The organism is Micromonospora sp. D75, assembly GCF_018070405.1.
Lineage (GTDB): Bacteria > Actinomycetota > Actinomycetes > Mycobacteriales > Micromonosporaceae > Micromonospora > Micromonospora chalcea.
This window is the reverse complement of record NZ_JAGPXV010000002.1, coordinates 35238-50510: the sequence shown is the minus strand read 5'-3', so window position 1 is coordinate 50510 and position 15273 is coordinate 35238. Positions and strand designations below refer to the sequence as shown.

Genomic DNA, 15273 nt, shown 5'->3' with positions numbered 1-15273 from the left:
GCGACACCGAGATCAAGGCCAACACCGCCCTCAACGGCGGCGGCATCTTCAACAACAAGGCCAAGATCACCCTCACCAAGACCCACGTCACCAAGAACACCGCCACCGACTCCAGCAAGCTCCACCGGGTCGCCGGCGGCGTCCTCAACAACGAAGGACGCGTCAAGCTCGACGACAAGTCCCTCATCAGCAACAACGACCCCACCAACTGCGCCAACACCGTCGAGGACTGCTTCAACTGATTCGCTCCACCACATAACCCGGGGTGCCCTCCTTCCGCCGCGACGGCGGGAGGAGGGCACCCGACCTCGGAGCGGCCCGGCTGGCCGTGGTGTCCCCCACCGGGGCGTCCGGACCGCACTGCGCCCGCCCATCCCACCCGCACCCTTATGCGGGTTTTTTTCGTATATGACTACGAGGCGAAGAAGGTTCTCATACGGTCGTTCTCAGCAGCTACAACCGATTTGTAGCGAAGGCCGCCTCGCCAGGGCGAAGCGACCTTGTCAGGTACAAGGAGAGGGCAGAGAGCTCCGATGTCCAACTACCTTCGCAATAACAATGACGCCACCAGCAAGACCATCTCCCCGCTCCGGCGTCGCCGGATGTGGCTCGCCACGGGCGTCGTGGGCCTGACCGGAGCGGTCAGCCTCGCCGGCGTGGCCTACGCGACCACCGGGGCCACCGGCCCGCACCGGCTCGCCGACGTCAAGTGGTCGACCACGCAGCAGCTCAGCGACGACGACCACGGCGACAAGGGCGAGTACGGCCGGGACGGGTACGACAAGGACGGCAAGGACGGCAAGGACCGTGGCCAGGAAGGCCGTGACCGCGGCGAGTGGGGCCCGGACAAGGGCGACTGGGGCAAGGACGGCAAGGACGACCACGGCAAGACCCGCGAGGTCGCCTGCGACGACGACGCCCTGATCGACGCCCTCGAACTCGCCAACCGCGACCACGGCGGCACCCTCAAGCTCGCCGAGAACTGCACCTACGAACTCGGCGTCAAGGACCGCAAGTTCGGCTCCGCCCTGCCCGAGATCAAGCAGGACGTCACCATCAAGGGCAACGGCTCCACCATCAAGCGCGACGCCGAAGACACCTTCCGCATCTTCCGCGTCCGCGACGGCGGCGACCTCACCCTCAAGGACCTCACAATCAAGGGCGGCAACGCCAACGAGTTCAAGTACCCGGGTGGCGGCGGCCAGCCGCCGGCCGCTGCTCCGGCGGCCGCCCCGGCGGTGGCGGCCCCGGCCGCTCCGGCTGTCGCGGCTCCGGCCGCGGCGACCACGGCCGCCGCTGTCACGCCCGTCGCCGACGGCATGAACGGCGGCAAGGACGACGACAAGCGGGTCGAGGGTGACGGCGGCGCGCTGCTGGTCGAGCGCGGCGGCAGCGCCTACCTGGACAATGTGAAGCTCGTCGACAACAACGCCGAGGGCGACGGCGGCGCCGTCGCCAACTACGGCCGCACCTGGCTCAAGGAGAGCAAGGTCGTCAACAACCACGCCCAGGGCGACGGCGGCGGCATCTTCAACGAGGGCATCCTCAAGGTCGAGGAAACCCACGTCGACGACAACACCGCCGGCGGCAACGGCGGCGGCATCGCCAACGGCGGCGGCTTCTCCGGCGAGCACGGCCCGGCGGCCTCGGCCGCGCCGAAGGGCTACGACAAGAAGGAGAAGCACCACGAGGCCGGGATCGTCGAGATCTTCGGTTCCGACCACGGCAAGGACGGCATCAAGTCCAGCCTGTCGGACAACCGCGCCGGCAAGAACGGCGGCGGTCTGTTCAGCAGCGGCGGCACCGTCACGGTCTCCTTCACCGCGATCACGGGCAACACCGCCTGCGAGAACGGTGGCGGCGTCTACGCCGAGAACACGGACCTGGACCTGGACAAGGTGCACGTGGCCAAGAACCACGCCGACGGCAACGGCGGCGGCGTGGTGGTCACCGGCGGCAAGCACTGGGGCTACCCGAACGACAAGGAGCACGCCAGCGCCACGATCGCCGACAGCAAGATCGTCGACAACACCGCCAACCGCTTCGGCGGCGGCATCTACAACGGTGAGTGGCTCATCAAGATCGAGGACGGCTTCCTCACCCGCGAGCACGACAAGGACGACAACGCCACCCTCACCATCCGCGACACCGAGATCAAGGCCAACACCGCCCTCAACGGCGGCGGCATCTTCAACAACAAGGCCAAGATCACCCTCACCAAGACCCACGTCACCAAGAACACCGCCACCGACTCCAGCAAGCTCCACCGCGTCGCCGGCGGCGTCCTCAACAACGAAGGACGCGTCAAGCTCGACGACAAGTCCCTCATCAGCAACAACGACCCCACCAACTGCGCCAACACCGTCGAGGACTGCTTCAACTGACCTGACGGTCCAGGGGTACGCGACCGGCCCCCTGCCACGTGACGTGGCAGGGGGCCGATCGGCCGTGCCGGTCAGCTCTGGACGAACACCGCCACGCTGCGCGCGGGCACGGTGAACGTGCCGGCGGCCCGGTCGAACGAGGCGGTACGCAGCGCCGCGTCGGCCGAGTTCCGCAGCACCGGATGCAGCGCCACGTTCGCCCCGCGCAGCCCGGTGACCGTCTGCTTCGCCGTCTCCGGCGTGGCGTTGAAGACGACGGTCACCGACTTCCACGTCCCGTCCAGCCCGCGCGCGTCGAGGGTCATGGTGAGCACGCCCGGCGTCTCCTTCGGTCCGGACAGCGGGAACGCCACCCGCTTCTGCACCTGCTCGGCGCTGCTGAGCCCGAACACCGGCGAGGATCGGCGGACCCGCAGCAGCTCCGCGTACCGGGCGTCGGCCAGTTCGACCGCCGCGCAGTCCGGCACCAGCAACGGGTCGGCCAGCAGCGGCTTCGCGTACGACCACTTGTCGCGGTTGTCGGCCTCCGGCGGCAGGCCCGCGCCGAACCCGTTGCCCTGGGCGCAGTCCCAGCGGATCTGGTTGAACCAGTCCCCCGAGTTGTACGAGTTGCGGTCCAGCGACTTCGAGCGCAGCCGCTCCGAGCCGGTGGTGACGAACCCGGCGCCCTGCCCGAGCGCTGTGGTCGCCAGCGCGAGCACCTGCATCCGGGCCCGGTCCTGCGCCGAGGTCCCCTGCGGCAGCTTGTACGCCAGCGCGTCGTACAGGATCTCGTTGTCGTGCGCGTCGACGTAGGTGACCGACTCGCCCGGCGCGGCCGTGTATCCGGCCGGCGCGCCCTTGTAGTCGACCTGCGCGCCGGTGACCCGCTTCCCGGAGGAGTCGGTGAACCGGTAGTCGCGCAGGTTACCGGTCAGGCCCACCTTGATCAGGTCGTGCTGGTGCAGCAGCCGGGCCCGCTGCTCGGCCGCCGTGCCGTTGACCTCGTCGCCGTTCGGGTCGGTGTAGAGGCCGGAGGCGAAGCCCTGCGCGCGCGGGTTCGCGTCGAACGGGCCGCCGCCGCGCACCGCGTCGCGGAGCCGGTCGTTGAACGTGCCGATGCCGGTGCCGGCCATGTTGATCTGGGTGGCCTGGGTGAACCGGGCGTCGTCGGCGACCTCGCCGAAGTTCCAGCCCTCGCCGTAGAGCAGGATCTTCCGGCCGTCGACGCCGTCGCGGGCGAGCGTGAGCTTGTCCAGCGCGGCCCGTACGGCCAGGATGTTCGCCTTCGGGTGGTGGCCCATCAGGTCGAACCGGAAGCCGTCGACCTTGTACGCCTTGGCCCAGGTGACGATCGACTCCACCACGAGCTTGCCCATCATGGCGTGCTCCGGGGCGGTGTTGGCGCAGCAGGTCGAGTTGGCCACCGACCCGTCGTCGAGGAGCCGGTGGTAGTAGCCCGGCACCACCTGGTCGAGCACCGACTTCGGGTCGGCGCCGGCGGCCGAGGTGTGGTTGTAGACCACGTCCATGACCACCCGCAGGCCGGCCTTGTTCACCCCGGCGACCATCTGCCGGAACTCGGTGGTGCGCTTGGCGCCGTTCGGGTCGGTGGCGTACCCGCCCTCCGGCACCGTGTAGTGCAGCGGGTCGTACCCCCAGTTGTAGCCGTCGGTGTCGGCGACCGCCGCGACGCACTTCTGCTGCTGGTCGGAGTCCGGCGGCAGCGCGGCCAGGTCGCAGGCCGGCTGGGCCTGGTCGGCCCGCTTCTCCGGGATGGTGGCGAAGTCGAACGCGGGCAGCAGGTGCAGGTAGTTGACCCCGGCGTCGCCGAGCGCCCGCAGGTGCTTCATGCCCGCCGTCTGCGGGTCGGTGAACGCCAGGTAGGTGCCGCGCCGCTCGGCCGGAACCGTGTTGTCGGCGATGGAGAAGTCCCGCACCGACAGCTCGGTGATCTGGGCCTTCGACGCCGGCGGGGCGGCCGGCTTGCGCAGGTTCGCCCAGCCGGCCGGCGCGAGCGCCGGGTCGGTCAGGTCGACGATCTGGCTGTGCGTGGAGTTCGGCGCGAGCGCCACCGAGTACGGGTCGGTCACCGACGCGGTGACCACCTTCTGTGTCGCCGGCTGCCACGCCTGCACCTGGTAGCGGTAGTAGCGGCCGGTCCACGCCTTCGTCCCGCGCACCGACCAGACACCGGTGCGGTCGTCGCGTCGCATCGCCACAGTGGTCGGCTCGGCCGTGGGCGAGTCGAACAGCTCCAGCGCCACCTTCTGCGCGGTGGGCGCCCACACGGCCAGCGTGGGTACCCGCCCGGCGAACGTCGGGCCGAGTTTCGCGCCGGTCGCGGCCGCGTAGACGTCGTCGAGCACGCCGGGGATCTGCACGCCGGTGGCGGCGAGCAGGGCGCCCTCGGCGTCCCGCTCGGTCACCACGAGCTGCCCGCGCAGCGCCGCCGGCACCTTGGCCAGGTCGCCGCGCGCGAGCGTGAAGGCGCGACGGTCCCAGAGATGGGGGTACGCCTGTCGTTGCGCCTCGGTCAGCCCGTTGCGCTGCGCCCGCAGCGGCAACTCGGTGTACGTGCCGGTCAGCTCGCCGTCGGCGACGCCGATCCCACCGGCCGGGGCGACCGCGAGCGCGTACCGCCTGCCGTCGGTCGGGCCGGTGGCCCAGGCGACTGTGGACCTGTCGATCCAGTTCGCCTTCTGCCTGGTGATGTCGATGTCGGTCGCGGCGCCGGACGTGGTGGTCGGCAGCAGCCGGCCCTTGACGCCGGCGAGCAGCCACACCTCGCGCCCGGCGGTGGCGAAGTCGAGCCGCTGGTCCTCGGGGTGGTCCTTCTGGTCGCCGGAGTGCACGATGTAGCTCAGCCCGGTCGCGCCGGCGCTCAGCGGCACGCGGAACACCGCGCCGTAGGCGTCGATCTTCTCCGGCTTGAGCGGCGTGGCCCAGTCGGTCGGGCTGGCGGCGCCGTCCCACAGGTGCAGGCCCCAGCCGTCGTAGTTGCCGTCGGCCTTGCGCCAGTGGATCAGCGCCGTGTCCGGCGCCACCGGCGGGTCGGGCTCGCCGGTGGCGGCCTGCCGCGTCGGGTACACCTCGGCGTCGCCCTGCTTGACCCAGACCTCCCCGGTCCGGGTCACGTCGATGAAGCGGTCGGCCGCGACGTCCTTGTTGCCGCCGGAGTCGACCACGACGAAGCCGACCGACTTCGCGCCCGGCTTGAGCTTCACCCAGGCGAACCGGCCGTACGAGTCCTCGCCGGCGAACGGCTGCCCGGCGGGCCACTCGGTGACGTACGCCGGGTCGATGTCACCCCAGGCGTAGAGCCGCCAGTCGTCGTACCCGCCGGCCGGTCGCTTGTAGTGCACGATCGCCCAGTCCCGCGACTCGCCCCGGTCCGGGGTGCCGACGGTGCCGGTGGCGCGGGCGGTGGCGGTGCGGCCCTTGCCGTCGCGGACCACTGCCTTGTACTCGACAGTGGTGCCGCCGGGCAGGCCGGTGAGGTCGTGGTGCACGGTGTACGGGGCGCGGTGCGCGCTGCCCAGCAGCGTCCACTTCCCGCCGTCGACGCGGGCGGCGAACGTGACGGTGGCGAGCGGGTCGCCGGTGACCTGGGCGGTGACGGTGGCCTTGCCGGGGGCGGGCTCGTCACCCGGCTCGGTGATCGTGATCTTCGGAGCGGCCCCGGGGTGCGGGATCGCCCGGTCGGCCTTGAGCACCACCGCCGACATCGCCGGCACGGTGAGGCGCAGCTTGCCGTCGGCGGCGGCCGTCACGTCTGCGGCGCCGCCGTACACGCCGGTGAAGCGGGCGCCGGCCGACCAGGTGTCCACCGTGACAGTCTGCGGGGTGGCGGCGTTGTTCACCGCCGCCACGTACTCGATCCGGTCGGCGGGCAGGACGCGGGAGAACGCGAAGACGCCGGGACCGTCGGCGGCGTGCCGGGTGACCTGGACGCCGTCGCGCAGCGCCGGGTGCGCGGCCCGCAGGCCGCCCAGCTCGGCGATGGTCCGGTAGAGCGGGTGGCGGGTGTCGTACTGGTCGACGGCGTGGGTGCGGGTGGTGCCGATCAGGTCGTCGTCGAGGTAGTCGGCGGTCCGGGAGGCGAACATGTCCTGCCGGGCGTCCTTGTCCCCGCCCGGGCCGGTGAAGCCCTGCTCGTCGCCGGAGTAGACGACCGGCTGGCCACGGGTGAGGAACATGAGCTGGTGGGCGAGCCGGCTGCGCGTCAGCTGGGCGGCGTCGTCCCCGCCGCCGGCGGCGACGAACGAGCCGATCCGGCCCATGTCGTGGTTGCCGAGGAACGTGGTGAGCCGGTTGGCGTTCGTGTCCCGCGCGGTGTAGAGGTCGTCCTTGGCGTACACGTCGGCGAGGGCCTTGGCCGAGCCGTCGGCGGCGGCGTAGCCACGTGCCGCCTCCTGGAAGGAGAAGTCGAGCGTGGCGGGGAGGCCGCCGCGCCGCACGTAGGTGGACTGGATCTCCTGTTCGGCGCTGTAGACCTCGCCGAACATGAAGAAGTCCTTCTTGCCGGCCTTCGCCGCGGCGGCGTCGATACCGCGGGCGAACTGCGGCCAGAACTCGAGGTTCGAGTGCTTGACGGTGTCGAGGCGGAACCCGTCCACGCCGGCCTTGCCGATCCACTCGGCGTAGATGTCGGTCATGCCGCGCACCACTTCGGGCCGCTCGGTCCACAGGTCGTCCAGGCGGGAGAAGTCGCCGTACTCGCTGTTCTCCCCGGCGAAGGTGGAGTCACCGCGGTTGTGGTACATGGTCGGGTCGTTCAGCCACGCCGGTACCTTGACCTTCGCGTCGGCGGGGGTGGCGAACACCGGGGTGTACGGGAACGACTTCTCGTTGACGGCGGGGAACTTCCGGGTGCCGTCGGCGTAGTTCCGGTCCTCGAAGGGTCGTCCCTGCGCGTCGCGGTAGGGGGCGGTCTTCTTGTCCACGTAGCTGTACTTGTCCTCGGCGTACCGGATGACGTCGGCGGTGTGGTTCACGATGATGTCGAGGTAGACCTTGATGCCCCGCCGGTGGGCGAGGTCGACCAGCTTCTTCAGCTCCGCGTTCGTGCCGAAGTGCGGGTCGACCTGGGTGAAGTCGGTGATCCAGTAGCCGTGGTAGCCGGCCGAGACGTCGGCGCCGGTGCCCTGCACGGGCCGGTTCTTGAAGATCGGGGCGAGCCAGATGGCGGTGGTGCCGAGCCCTTGGATGTAGTCGATCCGGTCGATCAGGCCCTTGAGGTCGCCGCCGTGGTAGAAGCCCTTGTCGGTCGGGTCGTGGCCGGTGGTGAGCCGGCCGCCGGTGAGGCCGCCGTTGTCGTTGCGCTTGTCGCCGTTGGCGAAGCGGTCCGGCAGGACGAAGTAGAACTGCTCGGCCTTGGCGGTGTTGCGGCTCGCCGCGAGCAGCGCGTCGGGCGAGGGCTCGTGGTTCCACTGGGGAGCGTTGCCGGCGGCGAGGACGTCGGGGGTGGCGGCGCGCTCGGGAGCGTCGTCGCCGAGCTGATGGAGGGCCACCGGAACGCCGACGACGGCGAGCACGAGGGAGGTGACCAGGGCGAGCAGCGCCTTGGGGGATATCGGCGGCGGTTTCATCGACGGCCTTTCTCTGGTCGCTGATTCGCCCGCACGCTAGCCCTTGCCGAAACATTCTGCAATACCTTGCAAACCATGCTGCAACAAAGCAGTTACCTTGCAAGAGAGTGCACGCGTGTCGCCCCGATCCCGGGGCGCGGGTTCTACCGGGCGACGCAGGGCGTGCCGTCGACGGTGCAGCTCGCCGGCCGGGTGCCCGCCCGCTCGATGTGGAACCGCACCGCCAGGGACTGCCCGGGGGCCAGGTCGAATCCGCTGCGGTAGGTGAAGACGCCGTCGTCGAAACGGAACACGCCCTGCTCGGCGCCCTCGACCCAGGCGGTGACCAGCCTTCCGCCGGGGAAGACCGCGCGCACCGTCCAGCCCCGGTGCGAACGCGCGGTGTTGACGAGCAGCACCTCGCCGATGAAGCCGCCGTCGAAGGCGCTCTGCACGCTGTACCTGCCGGTCACCGCGGACGGCGGCGCCACCGGCGGCGGAGACGACGGGGGCGGCACCGGCCGGACGACGCCCCGGGGGCTGGGCGTCGACGCGGCCGGCGTCGGCCGGGCGGGCAGCTCCGTGGAGCGGGGCGACAGGCCCGGCAACACCGGAGCGGTGGCGGAGACCGGCGACGGACCGCTGGCGCTGACCGCCGTGGGGGTCGGCGGCACGTGCGGCAGCGGCATCAGCGGATCGGGCGGATCGGCCGCCGGGAACGTGCTCCGTCCCCGCACCGAACCGAGCGCCACCGCCAACAGGACCACCATCACGACCACGCCGGCGGCGACGAGGATCCAGGGGGACGAGGTCATGGCGGCCCCGGGCTGCGGGCCGGAGCGACGCGTGTGGGACATGGTCCTCCTGTCGGGGTCCGGGCCAGCGTAGCCACCGGGACCGGGCCGCGGCGAGCGGCCGGAATCGGGCCTGCCGCACGGCGCGGACTCCTGATACCTTGCACGCCGATCAATGACCACAATGGCTCGTCGAGCCGGTAGGACGGATGGCCAGTGACTGAGTGGCAGGGCAACATCCGGCGGGCGTCCACGGCGGACGCCGCCGTCGTGACCGCGATTCTCGCCGAGGCGTTCATGCAGGATCCGGTGAGCGGCTGGGTCTTCCCGGCCGACGACCACCGCGCGCGGGTCCATCCCGCCTTCTTCGGGCCGTTCGTCGCGCTGGCGCTGCGCACCGGCGAGGTCCACCTCGCGGGCGACGGCCTGGGCGCCACGCTCTGGCTGCCCACCGGCGACGGCCACGAGGCCGAGGAGGGCGACGAGTTCGCCGAGATGGAGGCCGCGATCGGCGCCGACGCCATGAAGCGGTTCGGCATGCTCGACGAGATGATGGGCGCCCGGCACCCGAGCGAGCCGCACTGGTACCTGCCCTTCATCGCGGTACACCCGGACCATCACGGCAAGGGCGTCGGGTCGGCGCTGCTGCGTAACAAGCTGGCCGAGCTGGATCAGGCCGGCTCCGCCGCGTACCTGGAAGCCAGCTCGCCGCGCAACGCCGCGCTCTACGAGCGCCTCGGGTTCCGGCGCCGCCCGGTCACGCTCGACCTGCCGGACGGGCCCAGCCTCTACCCGATGTGGCGCGACCCGGCCTGACCGGGATCGTCCCGCCCCGGCCTCACCCGGGGCGGGACGTCATCGCCGTACCGTCGTGGTGCTGACGTCGAGCGCGCCCACGACGGCGGCGAGCAGTCCGTCGAGCTGCCCCGGCAGGAACCGCCGGCAGTCCCGCATCCGGACGCCGACCTGCGGGTCGAAGATGTTCGCGGCCAGCCCGACCGCCTCGGCGAGGCTGGCCAGCAGCAGCGTGCCCGGGTCCAGTTCGGCCGGGGACGAGTGCATCAGCATGGCGGTCAGCCGTACCCGCGGCGAGGCCGCCTGGTTCGGGTCGTTGGCCGGCCAGCGCACCGTCCGGCCGATCAGCTTGCCCTGCTCCCGGCGGAGCACGCCGGCGGTGACCAGCCGGGTGCCGACACGCTCGTTGATGTTGAGCTGGGTCCGCAGATAACGGATCCACAGCCGGGCCGGGTGCGCGCCCTCCCGACGCAGAATCTCGGTAATGAGCAGATCGGTGAGCGGCTCCTGCCACAGTCGCGGATCGACAGCGGCGATTCCGCCGCCGTCGAGGGCGATCCGGCCCTCGAACATCAATTCGGCGAGCGCGGCGCCGGCCAGCCCGCACTCAAGCCGGTCGACGGCGACATGCGGCTTGCCGGTGAACTCGTCGTGTCCGATAAGGAACAGCGCATCCGCAAGCCGGTAGGTGGCCTGCGCCCCGGGGTAGGTCATGGTCCATCCTCGAACGGTGGCCGTGAACGTCGACACGGGACGGTACGGCATGACCACGCACAGCTCAATTCCGGTCGATCAGGAGCCCCCCAAATCGATATCGAGACGGGGTTGTGACGATCAGTGATCACCAATACCCTGCTTCAGGTTGTTCCGAAGTAGACAGCTGAACCCCCTCACTCCCCTCCCCTGGAGAAGCCTTGTCCTCCGATCCGTTTTTCTCTGACGGTGGGCTGCGCCGCGGTCGTCTCGGCACCGCTCACCTCGTCTTCTTCACCGTCGCCGCGTCGGCCCCGCTGACCGTTCTCGGCGGTGGCGTCACCACCATGTACGCGGTCAGCGGCAACATCGGCGCCGCGCTCGGATACGTGCTGCTCGCGGCAGTGCTCGCCGTTTTCGCCACCGGCTACGCCGCGATGAGCCGGTACGTCGCCAACGCGGGCGCGTTCTACGCGTACATCGCCAACGGCCTCGGTCGAGCCGGCGGGGTGGCCGGCTCGGCCGTCGCGCTGGCCGCGTACAACGCCATTCAGATCGGTCTCTACGGCCTGCTCGGCGCGATCCTCGGCGACTTCATGGACGCCAAGACCGGCATCAGCCTCGACTGGTGGGTCTGGGCGCTGCTGGCCTGGGTCTTCATCGGCGCGCTCGGCGTCCTGCGCATCGACCTGAACGCCACCGTGCTGGCGGTGCTGCTCATCCTCGAGTGCATCGCCGTGCTGATCTTCGACCTGGTCGCCTTCGCGAACCCTGCCGGCGGCGCCGTCACCACCGCCGGCATCAGCCCCGGCCACCTGTTCGGCGCCGGCTTCGGCGCGGTGCTCGCGTTCACCATCGCCTCCTTCACCGGCTTCGAGAGCGGCGCCATCTACAGCGAGGAGGTCAAGGACCCGCGGCGCACGGTGGCCCGGGCCACCTACATCGCCGTCGCGTTCACCGGCCTGTTCTACGCCTTCTCCGCGTGGGCGCTGACCGTGCTGACCGGCCCGGAGAACGCGCCGGCGGCCAGCGCCGAGGCGGGGCCCGGCGTCATCTTCGGCGCGCTCGACCAGTACACCGGCGCGGTCGTCGCGGACATCGCCAACGTCCTGTTCATCACCAGCGTGCTCGCCGCCCTGCTGTCGTTCCACAACGGCGTGGCGCGGTACCTGTTCGCGCTGGGCCGCGAGCGGGTCCTGCCGGGCTTCCTCGGCGCGACCTCCAGCCGCAGCGGCGCCCCGGTGGCGGGCTCGCTGGTGCAGAGCATCCTCGCCGTGGTGGTGTTCCTGGCGTTCGCGATGACCGGCCGTGACCCGGTCATCGACCTGTTCACCTGGCTGTCCGGCGCGGCGGCGGTCGGCGTCGTGCTGCTGATGACGCTCACCTCGGCCTCCGTCGTGGGCTTCTTCCGGGGCCGTCCCGGCCCGGAGAGCGCGTGGCAGCGGGCGATCGCCCCGGGGCTCGGCACGATCCTGCTCACCGCCGTGCTGCTGGTGCTGCTGTTCAACTTCGACGCGCTGCTCGCGCCCGACACCGCGAGCTACCTGAAGTGGCTGCTGCCGGCGATTCCGGTGGCGGCGGGCGTGCTCGGCCTGATCTGGGGCGCGGTGCTGCGCACCAGCCGGCCCGAGACGTACCGCCGGATCGGCCAGGTCACCGAGGAGGGCCTGCACGAGCCCGGCCTGCACCCGGCCCCCGAGGCCGACCGCTGGGCCGGCGCCCACCACCGCTGACGTCCGTCGGTGCGGCGGCGGGCCGGGGGGGCGGCCCCCCCCACCACCACGATCAGGCGGTACGGATGACAGTGCAGATGACCGGACCGTCCTCGGTGGTACGCAGCAGGTAGCGGTAACGCTCGCCGGGCACCGCGCCGCCCTGGCTGTCCAGGAACTCCCAGCGCACCGCCACCTCGGTGAGCAGCGCCGAGACCTGTTGCACGTCCTCGATCTGCGCGTTCGCGGCCACCAGTTCCCGCTCCTGGTAGTCGGGGGCGGCGCCGACGAAGCTGAGCGCCACCGCCGCCGGCGAGGTGAACGAGAAGCTGTAGGTGTCGGCGACCACCAGCCCGGGCAGGGCGTAGCAGCCGGCGATGGCCGGCACGTCGGCGGTGGTCAGCGCCACGCCGTACCGGTCGAAGAAGTCGGTGAGCGTGTCGAGGTCGGTGGAAGCCGTCACGACGCTCCTCATTACCGGCCCGGCGCGGCGGCAAACCTTCCTCAGCGCGGCGGGATCCGCACCTCGATCTCGGCTCCGAGGCGCGCGCCGCCGCTGAGGGCCAGGTCGTCGCCGCTCCAGAACCGTCCCGGGTCGTACCAGTTGGGCCGCCGCCCGGCGGGCAGCAGACCCATCGCCTCGTACGTCACCGCCACCACCTCGGCGCAGTACGCCGTCTCCAACGCGTTGTCGCTGCTCTGCCCGCCGTCCGTGCTTTCGTCTCCGCTCCTGGTCCGGCCCCGGCCGCCGATCCGGCCCTTGATGCCGTCGAGGCTCAGGCGGCGCGGGTGCGGCACCCGGCCCCGGGCCCACCGCCAGGCGAGTTGCGCGGTGGACGGGAACGGCGTGCCGTCGAGACGGGCCACGGTACGCAGCACCGCCTCCTCCATCGCCGGGTCGGCCGGCGGTTCGAGCTGACGCAGCCAGCCCCGTTGGCCGTACCGGTTGGCCCAGACGCAGACCGCGTCGCGCAGGTCGTGCAGCTGCACGCCACGCTGGTGCGTGCCGGTCCACATGTCCGGCAGCGAACGGCCCAGCTCGGCGTGCCACATCAGCGGCGGCATGTCGTCGAGCACCACCGCCATGCCCACATGGTTGACCGGGCTGTTGGTGGTGAGCTGAATGGCGCGGTCCGGCACGCTGCGTCCGCGGAACACCCACAGATCGCCGGTGCGGGTCAGCTCCACGGCCTCGTCCAGGCTGATGCTCATGGAGGACTACCCTAAGCGGATGCGGCAACGGATGCGGTGGTGGAAGGTACTCGGACTCGCGGGTCTCGCCGGCGTCGCGGCGACCGGAGTGGTCGTGGCGCGCGCGGAACGGCGGCGCCGCGCGTACACCCCGGAGGAGATCCGGGACCGGCTGCGCGAACGGCACGCGAAGGCGTCGTCGTCCTCCTGAGCGGACAGTCACGGGGCGGCGCGACCGGGCGGGTTCTCCTAGCATCGGCGTGATGGGAACCAGTTTCTGGGAAAGCCCGTTCGTCCTCGACCCCCGGCCCGCCGCGGTGGAGCGGCACGGCGACGTCGACCTGCACGTCCCCACCGGCGACGGCCGGCACCCCGCAGTCGTGATCGTGCACGGCGTGCCGGGCCCGCCCGACGCGCCGGACGCGCGCGACTGGCCGCTCTACCGCGGTTACGGCGCGCTGCTCGCCGAGCGGGGCGTGCTGGCCGCGATTCCCCAGCTCACCGTGGCCGGCCCCGACGACCTGTACGCCGTCGCCGCGCGGGTCGCCGCCGCCGCCGAACTGCTCCGCGCCGATTCTCGCGTCGACGCCGACCGGCTCGGCCTCTGGTTCTTCTCCGGCGCCGGCCTGCTGCTCGGCGACTGGCTCCGCGACCCGCCCCGCTGGCTGCGCGGCCTGGCCGCGACCTATCCGCTGCTGGCCCCGCTGCCCGGGTGGCCCCCGGTGGATCCGCGCTTCCGCCCGATCGACGCGCTCGACCTGCCCGCCCCCACCTGCGACGCCACCGCCACCCCGGCGCGGCCGGACGACACCACGACGCCGGGCAGCGTGGACTCCGGCGACACGGGCATCGACGCCGCGCGGCCGGTCGAGCCGGCTCGGCCGACGCTGGTGCTGACCAGGGCGGGCCGGGAACGGCCCGAGGTCGCACCCACCATCGAGGCGTTCACGGTGGTCGCCCGGCGGCGCGGCATCCCGCTGCACGTGGTGGACGTGCCGAACGGTCAGCACGGATTCGACGCGCTGGACCACACCGAGGAGTCCCGGGCCGCCGTACGCACCGCCCGCGACACCCTGCTCGACCTGCTGACCGCCCCCTGACCACCGGCCATCGCACCACCAGATCTCCCCACGCCCTCACCCCGTCTCGTTGATCATGAGGTTGGCCGGGACAAAACAGACACAAACTGCCGCCAACCTCATGATCAACGGGGCGGGCGGCGCACCGGAATCCCGCACCCGCGCTTGAGCACCCGTTCCCGCTCGCCCCGCCCGTTCTCGCTTTCCCGGCCTACAGCCCACCAGCCAGCGCCCACGCCGGACGATCAAGGAGTTTTGGTCCTCTGGCGGGCCGAATCCGTACACAAACTCCTTGATCACCTCGGCGGCGGCGCCCGGGGGAGGCAGCTAGGCGAGGCGGAGACGGGAGCAGGGCCGGGGACCGGAGCAGGGGCCATGGCCCAGGGCGGGGACCGGAGTGCGGGCGGGGTGGGTCAGCGGTCGGCTGCGGGGACCGGGTCGGGGGTGTCGGGGCTGTCCAGGGGCTGCAGGCGCTTGGCTCGGCGGCGCAGCCACGCGGTGCTCACCACGCCGGCCAGCACGGCCAGCACCAGCCCGGCCCAGGAGATGTCCTTGAGCCAGTGCTCGGCGGCCTGCCCCAGATAGAACAACAGGTAGGTGGTGCCGAACGCCCAGACCAGCCCGCCCGCGGCGTTGGCGATCAGGAACCGGCGGTACGGCACGCGCAGCGCTCCGGCGAGCGGCCCGGCGAGGATGCGCAGCAGCGCGACGAACCGCCCGAAGAACACCGCCCAGACACCGTGCCGGGCGAAGCTCAACTCGGCGCGGGCCAGGTGCGCGGGGCCGAGGTGTTTCGGGAAGCGCCGACCGAGCCGCTCCAAGAGGGGACGGCCACCGCGGCGGCCGACGGCGTACCCGACGGAGTCGCCGAGGATCGCGCCGGTGGCTGCGGCGGCGGCCACCCACTCGGGCCCGACGGCGCCGGTGGCGGCGAGCAGGGCGGCGCTGACCAGCACGATCTCGCCGGGCAGCGGGATGCCCATGCTCTCGACGCCGATCACCACGCCCACGAGCAGGCAGATCAGGCCCGGTGGGAGGGCGGCGAGCCAGTGCTGTACGTCGACCACCCCGCCGAC

Annotated in this window: 11 protein-coding genes and 1 pseudogene; 6 read left to right on the top strand and 6 right to left on the bottom strand. The window is 71.7% G+C overall.

Translation table 11 applies throughout. The annotated features are described in order from the left end of the window. Together KBX39_RS00520 and KBX39_RS00515 are read left to right on the top strand one after the other, a co-directional pair. Nucleotides 1-242 (top strand): annotated as a pseudogene (locus KBX39_RS00520) (hypothetical protein); the annotation flags it as partial. Nucleotides 243-533: 291 nt separating this feature from the next. Beyond that, entirely contained in the window at nucleotides 534-2384 is a 1851-nt protein-coding gene (locus KBX39_RS00515; RefSeq protein WP_043329711.1) for a hypothetical protein, read from the top strand. 71 nt (nucleotides 2385-2455) lie between these two features. On the opposite strand, the gene pulA is transcribed toward KBX39_RS00515, so the two are convergent. Both pulA and KBX39_RS00505 read right to left on the bottom strand, forming a co-directional pair. Further along, a complete protein-coding gene (gene pulA, locus KBX39_RS00510) occupies nucleotides 2456-7954 on the bottom strand; it encodes a pullulanase-type alpha-1,6-glucosidase (RefSeq protein ID WP_210868666.1) in 5499 nt (1832 codons plus the stop codon). 143 nt (nucleotides 7955-8097) lie between these two features. After that, entirely contained in the window at nucleotides 8098-8790 is a 693-nt protein-coding gene (locus tag KBX39_RS00505) for a cellulose binding domain-containing protein (RefSeq protein ID WP_210868664.1), read from the bottom strand. Between the two features lie 153 nt (nucleotides 8791-8943). On the opposite strand from KBX39_RS00505, the gene KBX39_RS33955 reads away from it, so the two are divergent. Next, nucleotides 8944-9543, top strand: a complete 600-nt coding sequence (locus KBX39_RS33955; protein ID WP_210868662.1) for a GNAT family N-acetyltransferase — start codon at nucleotides 8944-8946, stop codon at nucleotides 9541-9543. A gap of 39 nt (nucleotides 9544-9582) precedes the next feature. Here the strand turns inward: KBX39_RS33955 and KBX39_RS00495 are convergent, their stop codons facing one another. Next, nucleotides 9583-10236, bottom strand: coding sequence for a GPP34 family phosphoprotein (locus KBX39_RS00495; protein ID WP_030503305.1), 654 nt, complete (start codon nucleotides 10234-10236; stop codon nucleotides 9583-9585). A 200-nt stretch (nucleotides 10237-10436) separates the two neighbouring features. Here KBX39_RS00495 and KBX39_RS00490 point away from each other — a divergent pair, with 200 nt between their 5' ends. Then, nucleotides 10437-11948 (top strand): APC family permease, encoded by a 1512-nt coding sequence (locus tag KBX39_RS00490; RefSeq protein ID WP_043329703.1) that lies wholly within the window; start codon nucleotides 10437-10439, stop codon nucleotides 11946-11948. 52 nt (nucleotides 11949-12000) lie between these two features. Here the strand turns inward: KBX39_RS00490 and KBX39_RS00485 are convergent, their stop codons facing one another. Beyond that, the gene (locus KBX39_RS00485) at nucleotides 12001-12390 is read right to left on the bottom strand and encodes a hypothetical protein (RefSeq protein WP_064445336.1); all 390 of its coding nucleotides are present in this window, start codon (nucleotides 12388-12390) and stop codon (nucleotides 12001-12003) included. Between the two features lie 41 nt (nucleotides 12391-12431). Further along, nucleotides 12432-13139, bottom strand: a complete 708-nt coding sequence (locus KBX39_RS00480) for a hypothetical protein (RefSeq protein WP_064445335.1) — start codon at nucleotides 13137-13139, stop codon at nucleotides 12432-12434. Here KBX39_RS00480 and KBX39_RS00475 point away from each other — a divergent pair. Together KBX39_RS00475 and KBX39_RS00470 are read left to right on the top strand one after the other, a co-directional pair. After that, nucleotides 13138-13329 carry a hypothetical protein gene (locus KBX39_RS00475; protein ID WP_036343738.1) on the top strand — a complete coding sequence of 64 codons (192 nt, stop codon included), beginning with the start codon at nucleotides 13138-13140 and terminating at the stop codon, nucleotides 13327-13329. The genes KBX39_RS00480 and KBX39_RS00475 overlap by 2 nt on opposite strands. 52 nt (nucleotides 13330-13381) lie before the next feature. After that, nucleotides 13382-14218 (top strand): hypothetical protein, encoded by an 837-nt coding sequence (locus KBX39_RS00470; protein ID WP_247659739.1) that lies wholly within the window; start codon nucleotides 13382-13384, stop codon nucleotides 14216-14218. A gap of 392 nt (nucleotides 14219-14610) precedes the next feature. On the opposite strand, the gene KBX39_RS00465 is transcribed toward KBX39_RS00470, so the two are convergent. Beyond that, complete coding sequence (locus KBX39_RS00465; RefSeq protein ID WP_043329697.1) at nucleotides 14611-15264, bottom strand: DedA family protein; 654 nt, start codon at nucleotides 15262-15264, stop codon at nucleotides 14611-14613. Nucleotides 15265-15273 lie beyond the last annotated feature (9 nt).

What these genes read in the sequence shown, in the direction of transcription:
- KBX39_RS00515 (WP_043329711.1), top strand. Translation starts at nt 534, where the DNA reads ATGTCCAACTACCTTCGCAATAACAATGACGCCACCAGCAAGACCATC.
- pulA (WP_210868666.1), bottom strand. Translation starts at nt 7,954, where the DNA reads ATGAAACCGCCGCCGATATCCCCCAAGGCGCTGCTCGCCCTGGTCACC.
- KBX39_RS00505 (WP_210868664.1), bottom strand. Translation starts at nt 8,790, where the DNA reads ATGTCCCACACGCGTCGCTCCGGCCCGCAGCCCGGGGCCGCCATGACC.
- KBX39_RS00495 (WP_030503305.1), bottom strand. Translation starts at nt 10,236, where the DNA reads ATGACCTACCCCGGGGCGCAGGCCACCTACCGGCTTGCGGATGCGCTG.
- KBX39_RS00475 (WP_036343738.1), top strand. Translation starts at nt 13,138, where the DNA reads ATGGAGGACTACCCTAAGCGGATGCGGCAACGGATGCGGTGGTGGAAG.
- KBX39_RS00480 (WP_064445335.1), bottom strand. Translation starts at nt 13,139, where the DNA reads ATGAGCATCAGCCTGGACGAGGCCGTGGAGCTGACCCGCACCGGCGAT.
- KBX39_RS00470 (WP_247659739.1), top strand. Translation starts at nt 13,382, where the DNA reads ATGGGAACCAGTTTCTGGGAAAGCCCGTTCGTCCTCGACCCCCGGCCC.